The sequence below is a fragment of the Streptomyces sp. NPDC051051 genome, assembly GCF_040682975.1.
Taxonomy (GTDB): Bacteria; Actinomycetota; Actinomycetes; order Streptomycetales; family Streptomycetaceae; genus Streptomyces.
In genome coordinates, this window is record NZ_JBFBCB010000110.1 from 1 (window position 1) to 7,432 (window position 7,432).

Annotated in this window: 8 protein-coding genes; 7 read left to right on the forward strand and 1 reads right to left on the reverse strand. The window is 71.0% G+C overall.

Features of this window, described 5'->3' with window-relative positions:
- The 3 genes from AB0N31_RS35995 to truA all read left to right on the forward strand — a co-directional run.
- Nucleotides 1-656: DNA-directed RNA polymerase subunit alpha (locus AB0N31_RS35995; protein WP_366062758.1), on the forward strand; the 656-nt coding region annotated here is incomplete at its 5' end.
- 144 nt (nt 657-800) lie between these two features.
- On the forward strand, nt 801-1,325 hold the full coding sequence (rplQ, locus tag AB0N31_RS36000) for a 50S ribosomal protein L17 (protein ID WP_366062759.1): 525 nt from the start codon (nt 801-803) through the stop codon (nt 1,323-1,325).
- Between the two features lie 73 nt (nt 1,326-1,398).
- On the forward strand, nt 1,399-2,253 hold the full coding sequence (gene truA / locus AB0N31_RS36005) for a tRNA pseudouridine(38-40) synthase TruA (RefSeq protein WP_366062760.1): 855 nt from the start codon (nt 1,399-1,401) through the stop codon (nt 2,251-2,253).
- A gap of 19 nt (nt 2,254-2,272) precedes the next feature.
- Here the strand turns inward: truA and AB0N31_RS36010 are convergent, their stop codons facing one another.
- A complete protein-coding gene (locus AB0N31_RS36010; RefSeq protein WP_366062761.1) occupies nt 2,273-3,151 on the reverse strand; it encodes a hypothetical protein in 879 nt (292 codons plus the stop codon).
- A 74-nt stretch (nt 3,152-3,225) separates the two neighbouring features.
- On the opposite strand from AB0N31_RS36010, the gene AB0N31_RS36015 reads away from it, so the two are divergent.
- The 4 genes from AB0N31_RS36015 to glmM all read left to right on the forward strand — a co-directional run bounded on the left by AB0N31_RS36015 (nt 3,226) and on the right by glmM (nt 7,280).
- Nucleotides 3,226-4,446: a glycosyltransferase 87 family protein gene (locus tag AB0N31_RS36015; protein ID WP_366062762.1), complete on the forward strand. Its 1,221-nt coding sequence runs from the start codon at nt 3,226-3,228 to the stop codon at nt 4,444-4,446.
- Nucleotides 4,447-4,670: 224 nt separating this feature from the next.
- Entirely contained in the window at nt 4,671-5,114 is a 444-nt protein-coding gene (gene rplM / locus AB0N31_RS36020; RefSeq protein WP_189718044.1) for a 50S ribosomal protein L13, read from the forward strand.
- Between the two features lie 44 nt (nt 5,115-5,158).
- On the forward strand, nt 5,159-5,671 hold the full coding sequence (rpsI, locus tag AB0N31_RS36025) for a 30S ribosomal protein S9 (RefSeq protein WP_366062763.1): 513 nt from the start codon (nt 5,159-5,161) through the stop codon (nt 5,669-5,671).
- 250 nt (nt 5,672-5,921) lie between these two features.
- Nucleotides 5,922-7,280, forward strand: coding sequence for a phosphoglucosamine mutase (gene glmM / locus AB0N31_RS36030; protein ID WP_366062764.1), 1,359 nt, complete (start codon nt 5,922-5,924; stop codon nt 7,278-7,280).
- Nucleotides 7,281-7,432: the final 152 nt, after the last annotated feature.

Consider the following 7,432-nt stretch of genomic DNA (forward strand, 5'->3'; position numbering starts at 1 on the left):
TCGTCCTCGCCACGCTCAACGGCAAGGGCAAGCTGGAGATGGAGCTGACCGTCGAGCGCGGCCGCGGCTACGTCTCCGCGGTGCAGAACAAGCAGATCGGTCAGGAGATCGGGCGCATCCCGGTCGACTCGATCTACTCGCCGGTCCTCAAGGTCACGTACAAGGTCGAGGCGACGCGTGTCGAGCAGCGCACCGACTTCGACAAGCTGATCGTCGACGTCGAGACCAAGCAGGCGATGCGTCCGCGCGACGCCATGGCGTCGGCCGGCAAGACCCTGGTCGAGCTGTTCGGTCTGGCCCGCGAGCTCAACATCGACGCCGAGGGCATCGACATGGGCCCGTCCCCCACGGACGCCGCCCTGGCCGCCGACCTGGCGCTGCCGATCGAGGAGCTGGAGCTCACCGTCCGGTCGTACAACTGCCTCAAGCGCGAGGGCATCCACTCCGTGGGTGAGCTCGTCGCCCGTTCCGAGGCCGACCTGCTCGACATCCGCAACTTCGGTGCGAAGTCGATCGACGAGGTCAAGGCGAAGCTGGCCGGCATGGGCCTGGCCCTCAAGGACAGCCCGCCCGGATTCGACCCGACCGCCGCCGCCGACGCCTTCGGCGCGGACGACGACGCGGACGCCGGCTTCGTCGAGACCGAGCAGTACTGATCCGTTTTCGGCTGCGGGACCGCTGTGGCTGGTCGCGCAGTTCCCCGCGCCCCTAGGGGCGCGGGGTCTCCGACGGGCGACCGCCCGCTCGGATACTGACTTCGGTACCTGATACGGCCGGGGCAGACACTGAGGAGAAAGACCATGCCGAAGCCCGCCAAGGGTGCCCGTCTGGGCGGCAGCGCCGCGCACGAGAAGATGCTGCTCGCGAACCTCGCGAAGCAGCTGTTCGAGCACGGCCGCATCACCACCACCGAGGCGAAGGCCCGCCGTCTGCGGCCGTACGCCGAGCGTCTGGTCACCAAGGCGAAGAAGGGCGACCTTCACAACCGTCGCCAGGTGCTCCAGGTCATCTCGGACAAGGGCATCGTGCACACGCTCTTCACCGAGATCGGCCCGCGCTACGAGAACCGCCCGGGTGGCTACACCCGCATCACCAAGATCGGTAACCGCCGTGGCGACAACGCGCCCATGGCCGTCATCGAGCTGGTCGAGGCGCTGACCGTGGCGCAGCAGGCGACCGGTGAGGCCGAGGCCGCGACGAAGCGCGCGGTCAAGGAAGACGCCCTGAAGAAGGACGAGGCCGCCGAGGCCAAGTCCGACGAGGTCGTCGAGGACGCTGCCGAGGCCAAGGCCGAGGACGCGTCCGAGGAGTCGAAGGACGCCTGAGGCTCTGCCTTGCACAGGAGCGGGTCCTCCCTTCGGGGCGGGCCCGCTCTCGCGTTGTCGAGAGGATCCAGGAGTGAGTGACGAAGTGCAGCCCGGGTTCGTACGGGTGCGGCTGGACCTGTCCTACGACGGGGCGGAGTTCTCGGGGTGGGCCAAGCAGGCCGGCGGACGGCGGACCGTGCAGGGGGAGATCGAGGACGCCCTGCGGACCGTCACGCGGTCGGGGGAGACGTACGAACTGACCGTGGCCGGGCGTACGGACGCCGGTGTGCACGCGCGGGGGCAGGTCGCGCACGTCGATCTGCCGCGCGAGGTCTGGGCGGAGCACCACGCCAAGCTGCTCAAGCGGCTCGCCGGGCGGCTCCCCAGGGACGTCCGGGTGTGGGCGCTGCGGGAGGCGCCCGCCGGTTTCAACGCGCGGTTCTCGGCCGTCTGGCGGCGGTACGCCTACCGGGTCACCGACAATCCCGGCGGGGTGGACCCGCTGCTGCGCGGTCACGTCCTCTGGCACGACTGGCCCCTCGACGTGGACGCCATGAACGAGGCCGCCGGGCGGCTGCTGGGAGAGCACGACTTCGCCGCCTACTGCAAGCGGCGGGAGGGGGCGACCACGATCCGCACGCTCCAGGAGCTGAGCCTGGTGCGCGGTGACGACGGGATCGTCACGGCGACCGTGCGGGCCGACGCCTTCTGCCACAACATGGTGCGCTCGCTGATCGGGGCGCTGCTGTTCGTGGGGGACGGGCACCGGGGCCCGGAATGGCCGGGGAAGGTGCTGGCCGCGGGCGTACGGGACTCGGCGGTGCACGTCGTCCGGCCGCACGGGCTGACGCTGGAGGAGGTCGGCTATCCGGCCGACGAACTGCTGGCCGCGCGCAGCAGGGAGGCGCGGAACCGGCGGACGCTGCCCGGGGCCGGGTGCTGCTGACCCGCCCCCGGGGAGGGGATCACTGGTTCGCCGCCGCCGATGCCTGGGTCTCGCCGCGGCGGCGGATCTGCTGGAACGCGAACTCCGCGAGGCCGTCCCCGGCGGCGAAGACCTGGGTGTCCTTCGTCGTCACGTCCTTGCCGTCGGTGAAGCCCGTGATCGTGAAGTAGGCGTACCGGCCGTAGGAGTTGGTCGTCGAGCGGCAGATCGCGCCGGCGCAGAAGGACTTGGCGTCGGTGCCGGGCAGCGCCTTGATGATGCTGCTCTTGTCGGCCTGGCCCTTGGCCTTGAGGGCCTGGGCCTCGGTGTCGAAGACGGCGACCCCGACCGTCACCGCGATGCCGTCCTTGACGTAGGTCACGCGCATCAGGCGGGTGCAGCCATTGGCGGTCAGCACCTTGGGCAGGGTGCCCTGGGCGGCGGTGACGCAGTTGGTGGTGTCGGTCTTCGCGGCCTTCTTGTAGACGGCCGAACCCATCGTCAGCTGCCTGCCCGGGAACATGATGTCCGGGCCGTTGGGCGCGCCGTCCTTGGCCTTGCTGGAGACGAACTCCTTCGGGTCCAGCGGCGGCGGGGCGCTGGTCGGCGCGAAGGACGGCGTCCCGGACGCGCTCGGCAGGTCGGCGGTGGCGGGCAGCGAGGAGGCCGGCCGGTTGGACGCCTCGTCACCGCCGTTCGTCGACACCACGGCCATGGCCACGGCGGTGCCGACGCCGAGTGTCGCGAGCACGCCCCCGCCTATCAGCAGCAGCCGGCGGCGCTTGTTGCGCGACTCCGACGCCTCGGCGAGCGCGGCCCAGTCCGGCGAAGGGTCCGTGGCACCGCTGGTCCACGGCTGCTGGGAGTTCGGTTTCCAGGGATCCCACTGGGACTGAGGTCCCCCCTGCCCATAGCTCATGCGCCGCATCTTAGACGGGGCGAGAGGTGTGCTGTTCCGCCTCAACAGGCTCCGCTGCCCCTAGCGTTCGGGGAATGAGTACGGGCAAAGACGACATCTCAGGGTGGTTGGTGCGGCGTTCTCCCTGGCCGCCGTGGCTGGGGCTGGTGGCGGTGCTGGGCGCGCTGACGGGGCATGTGGCGCGGGCCACCCCGGACGGCGGCATGGACAACGCGATCGTCGTCCGGGCGGCGCGCGCCTGGCTGGAGGGGCGGTCCCCGTACGACGACCCGCACTTCCTGTATCTGCCGGGGGCGGTGCTCGCCGCCGTGCCGCAGGCACTGCTGCCGCCGGAGGTGCTGCGCGTGCTGGTGCCGGCGGTCGTCACGGCCTGTCTGGTGGGCGGCTGGGGGTGCGCGCTGCGGCTGCACAGGGTGCCGCTGGACAGCCGGCTCGCGGTGCTCGGGCTGACCGCGCTCGCGGCCGGCTTCGCACCCTTCGGGCACCTGGTGCGGCTGGGCAACTGGACGGCGACGGCGGTCCTGGCCCTGCCGCTGGGGCTGCTGCTGGCGAGCCGGGGCCGGTGGACGGCGGCGGGCGCGGTGCTCGGTACGGCCCTGGCGCTGAAACCGCTGCTGGCCCCGCTGGCGCTGCTGTTCCTGTTCGCGGGCCGCTGGAAAGCGCTCGCCGTCATGGCCGCGGTCCCGGCGCTGGCCTCGGGCGCGAGCGCGCTGCTGCTGCCCGACCCGGCCGGGTTCCTCACCCGGACCCTGCCCTTCCTGCTGCACGGCCAGGACGCCTTCGTGCGGCTCTACGAGGCCTCTCCGGGGGCCGTGCTGCCGCGGCTGGGGGTGCCGGCGCCCGCGGCCCGGACGCTCGCGCTGGCCGCCTGCGCGGCGGGGCTGGTCGCGGCGTACCGGCGCTGGGGCCGTGCCGATCCCGGTCCGCTGCGGCTCTCCGAGACCGCGGCGGGGCTGATGCTCTCGGTGTTCCTGGTCTCACGGCCGTCGTACGACCACTACCTGCTCGTCGTCGTGCCGCTGCTGCTGGCCGGGCTGCCGTACCCGGGTTCGGTGGCGCGCGGACGGTGGTTCTGGCTGGCGATGGTCCCGCAGCTACCCGGCCTGACCTGGCCTTATCTGGAGACGGTGCAGCGCCGGGCCTTCCGGGACGCGGTGACGTTGTGCGTCCTGGCCGTGACGGTGGCCTGCCGGTGCGGCCGGCGGGGCGGTGCGGGCCGGCGGGCGCGGGCCCGCGGGCGGCGGTCCCCGGCGGCGATCACCTTTACACTGGATGAGGAGAAGCAGCGATCCTGACGGCCGCCGGCCTCGTTTTGACCCGGCCGAGCTACCGCAGGTATCCTGCATCTTCGTTGTGTATTGGCTTGCTCATTCTCACGGGACGGGCCCTTACACCGGTCCACCGGGCCGATGACCAGCGACCTGCACGCGGTATGCGTCACCGCAGTGCGGTCAGGGCTGTCGTGATCGTCTTCGGTGACCTTGTCAGGACCACTCACTCGAAGCGAAGGCTACGAACCGTGCGTACGTACAGCCCCAAGCCCGGCGATGTGACGCGCCAGTGGCACGTCATCGACGCTCAGGACATCGTCCTGGGTCGTCTCGCCAGCACCGCCGCCTCCATCCTGCGCGGCAAGCACAAGCCGATCTACGCCCCTCACGTCGACACCGGTGACTTCGTCATCATCATCAACGCCGACAAGGTGCACCTGTCCGGCAACAAGCGGACCCAGAAGATGGCGTACCGCCACTCCGGCTACCCGGGTGGTCTGCGCTCCGTCCGTTACGACGAGCTGCTGGACAAGAATCCCGAGAAGGCCATCGAGAAGGCCGTCAAGGGCATGCTCCCGAAGAACACGCTGGGCCGTCAGATGCTCTCGAAGCTGAAGGTCTACAAGGGTGACCAGCACCCGCACGGCGCGCAGCAGCCGCAGCCGTTCGAGATCACCCAGGTCGCGCAGTAACACCGGCCAGACCAAACCGAGCCAAGAGAATCTGAGGAATCACCGTGGCCGAGACCACTGCCGAGCAGCCGCTCGAAGAGCTTGACATCGACAGCTACACCACCGAGTCCGAGGTGCCCGTCGAGGGCGAGTACACCTCGGAGTCGATGGCCTCCCGCTTCGGCGACCCGCAGCCGGCCGCCGGCCTGGGCCGTCGCAAGAACGCCATCGCCCGCGTCCGGATCGTTCCGGGCTCCGGCAAGTGGAAGATCAACGGTCGCACCCTCGAGGACTACTTCCCGAACAAGGTGCACCAGCAGGAAGTCAACGAGCCGTTCAAGGTCCTCGAGCTCGAGGGCCGCTACGACGTCATCGCCCGCATCGCCGGTGGCGGTGTCTCCGGTCAGGCCGGTGCGCTCCGTCTCGGTGTCGCCCGCGCGCTGAACGAGGCCGACGTCGACAACAACCGCGGCCCGCTGAAGAAGGCCGGCTTCCTCACGCGTGACGACCGCGCGGTCGAGCGCAAGAAGGCCGGTCTCAAGAAGGCCCGCAAGGCCCCGCAGTACAGCAAGCGCTAAGCTTCGCTGCCTGCTCGTACGGGCTGTGGGCCGATCGGCCCGCCCCTCCGTACTCCGAACGCCCCGGCGGCACGCCACAGTGCCGCCGGGGCGTTCGTTTTCTCGCAGCTGTGGGCGTATAACGGCACAAGGTGCTCAAAGGCTTGTGTGATCGGATGTTCAGGGCATCAAATGCCTGAACGCGGGAGCCGCCGCTGATCCATCGACGCGCCGCACGGCTTTCGAAACTGACGCTTCCTCAGGAGGACAAGTGGGACGACTCTTCGGCACGGACGGCGTGCGCGGTGTCGCCAACGTGGATCTCACGGCCGAGATGGCGCTGGGCCTCTCCGTCGCGGCGGCGCACGTGCTGGCCGAGGCGGGCACCTTCGCGGGCCACCGGCCGGTGGCGGTCGTCGGACGGGATCCGCGTGCCTCCGGGGAGTTCCTCGAAGCGGCCGTCGTGGCCGGTCTGGCCAGCGCGGGCGTCGACGTCCTGCGGGTCGGCGTGCTGCCGACGCCCGCGGTCGCCTACCTCACCGGCTCGCTCGGTGCCGACCTCGGCGTGATGCTCTCCGCCAGCCACAACGCCATGCCCGACAACGGCATCAAGTTCTTCGCCCGCGGCGGCCACAAGCTCGCCGACGAGCTGGAGGGCAGGATCGAGGCGGTCTACGACGAGCACCGCACCGGCGCCCCCTGGGACCGTCCGACCGGCGCCGGCGTCGGCCGGGTGCGCTCGTACGACGAGGGGTTCGACCGGTACGTCGCCCACCTGATCGCCGTACTGCCGAACCGGCTCGACGGGCTGAAGATCGTCCTGGACGAGGCGCACGGAGCCGCCGCCCGGGTCTCGCCCGAGGCCTTCACGCGGGCCGGTGCCGAAATCGTCACGATCGGCGCCGAGCCGGACGGCCTCAACATCAACGACGGCTGCGGCTCCACCCACCTGGACAAGCTGAAGGCCGCCGTCGTCGAGCACGGGGCCGCCCTCGGCATCGCGCACGACGGTGACGCCGACCGCTGCCTGGCCGTGGACCACACCGGCGAGGAGATCGACGGGGACCAGATCCTCGCCGTGCTCGCGCTCGCGATGCGGGAGCGGGGCGCCCTGCGCTCGGACACCGTCGTCGCGACCGTCATGTCCAACCTCGGCTTCAAGATGGCGATGGAACGCGAGGGCATCTCGCTCGTGCAGGCCGCCGTGGGCGACCGGTACGTGCTGGAGGAGATGAAGCAGCACGGGTACGCGCTCGGCGGTGAGCAGTCCGGGCACGTGATCATCCTCGACCACGCGACCACCGGCGACGGCACGCTGACCGGGCTGATGCTGGCGGCGCGGGTCGCCGAGAGCGGACGGACGCTCCGGGAGCTGGCGTCCGTCATGGAACGGCTGCCGCAGGTGCTGATCAACGTGCCCGACGTGGACAGGTCCCGGGTGACCAGCTCGGCGGACCTCGCGGCCGCGGTCGGCGAGGCGGAGCGGGAGCTGGGTGCCACCGGGCGGGTGCTGCTGCGGCCCTCCGGCACCGAGCCGCTGGTGCGGGTCATGGTGGAGGCGGCGGACATCGACCAGGCCCGGTCCGTCGCGGGGCGGCTGGCCGACGCGGTGAAGTCCGCGCTGGGTTAGGGCCTCTCGTCGGGATCATGCCGGGCTCGCGGGGTCCGGCCTGATCCCCAGGAAAGACCCTAGGGCGTGTTTCGAAAGTAGCGTCGTCTGCCCGAAGGGCAGGCCCGGCGGCGTCTGGTGCGTGCGATCGCAAGGCGGAGGGTCGCCCCGAT

What these genes read in the sequence shown, in the direction of transcription:
- AB0N31_RS36015 (WP_366062762.1), top strand. Translation starts at nt 3,226, where the DNA reads ATGAGTACGGGCAAAGACGACATCTCAGGGTGGTTGGTGCGGCGTTCT.
- AB0N31_RS36010 (WP_366062761.1), bottom strand. Translation starts at nt 3,151, where the DNA reads ATGAGCTATGGGCAGGGGGGACCTCAGTCCCAGTGGGATCCCTGGAAA.
- rplQ (WP_366062759.1), top strand. Translation starts at nt 801, where the DNA reads ATGCCGAAGCCCGCCAAGGGTGCCCGTCTGGGCGGCAGCGCCGCGCAC.